Genomic DNA, 805 nt, shown 5'->3' on the forward strand with positions numbered 1-805 from the left:
CGCTTCCCGACAGGCCCCCCTCATCCCCCTGGGGTCAGCGGGCGATGAGGACCTCGATGCCGCGGCGTTCGAAGGCCTGGGCGTCGCGGTCGCTGATGCCGTCGTCGGTGATGAAGGCGTGCACCACCTCCAGGTCGCCCAGGCGGGTGAAGGAGGGCTTGTTGATCTTGGTGGAGTCCGCCACCAGGCAGACCCGCGCCGCCGCCTTGATCATGGCCTGCTTGAGCTGGAGGTCGGCGAAGCTGGGGTAGGTCAGCCCCGAGTCGAGCCCCACGCCGGCGGTGGCCAGGAACAGCTTGGCGGCGAAGATGCTGCGGAAGTACTCCACGGACGCGTCGCCCGACAGCGACAGCGTCGGCGCCTTGAACTGCCCGCCCGGCATGTGCACGGCCAGCCCCGGCACCGCCCCCAGGATCAGCGCGATGTTGAGGGCGTTGGTGATGACCGTGAGGTCGCGCCGGTCCTTGAGCCGCAGCGCCACCTCCGTGGTGGTGCTGCCCGCGTCCAGGATCAGCGTTTCCCCGTCCGCCACCAGGCCCGCGGCCAGCGCGCCGATGCGGCGCTTGCGCTCGATGTTCTGGCTGTGCTGGAGCGCCAGCGCCCCCACCTGCGCGGGCACCGTGTTCAGATACGCCCCGCCGTGCTCCCGCGTGATCTGCCCTTCGGCCTCCAGCCGCTCCAGGTCCTGCCGGATCGTGGCCTCCGACACCTGAAAGGCCGCCGCCAGGTCGCGCACCCGCGCGCTCCCTTCCTCCTGCAGCCAGTCCAGGATGCGGCGGCGGCGCGGCTCCGACAATAGGCCGGG

1 protein-coding gene is annotated in these 805 nt (G+C 71.4%); it reads right to left on the reverse strand.

Annotated features, from left to right (window positions below; genetic code table 11):
- Positions 1–34: 34 nt before the first annotated feature.
- On the reverse strand, positions 35–805 hold a 771-nt coding region (locus J3P31_RS21155; RefSeq protein WP_210530518.1), incomplete at its 5' end, for a DeoR/GlpR family DNA-binding transcription regulator.

Source organism: Rubellimicrobium arenae (assembly GCF_017916275.1).
GTDB classification, from domain to species: Bacteria; Pseudomonadota; Alphaproteobacteria; order Rhodobacterales; family Rhodobacteraceae; genus Rubellimicrobium; species Rubellimicrobium arenae.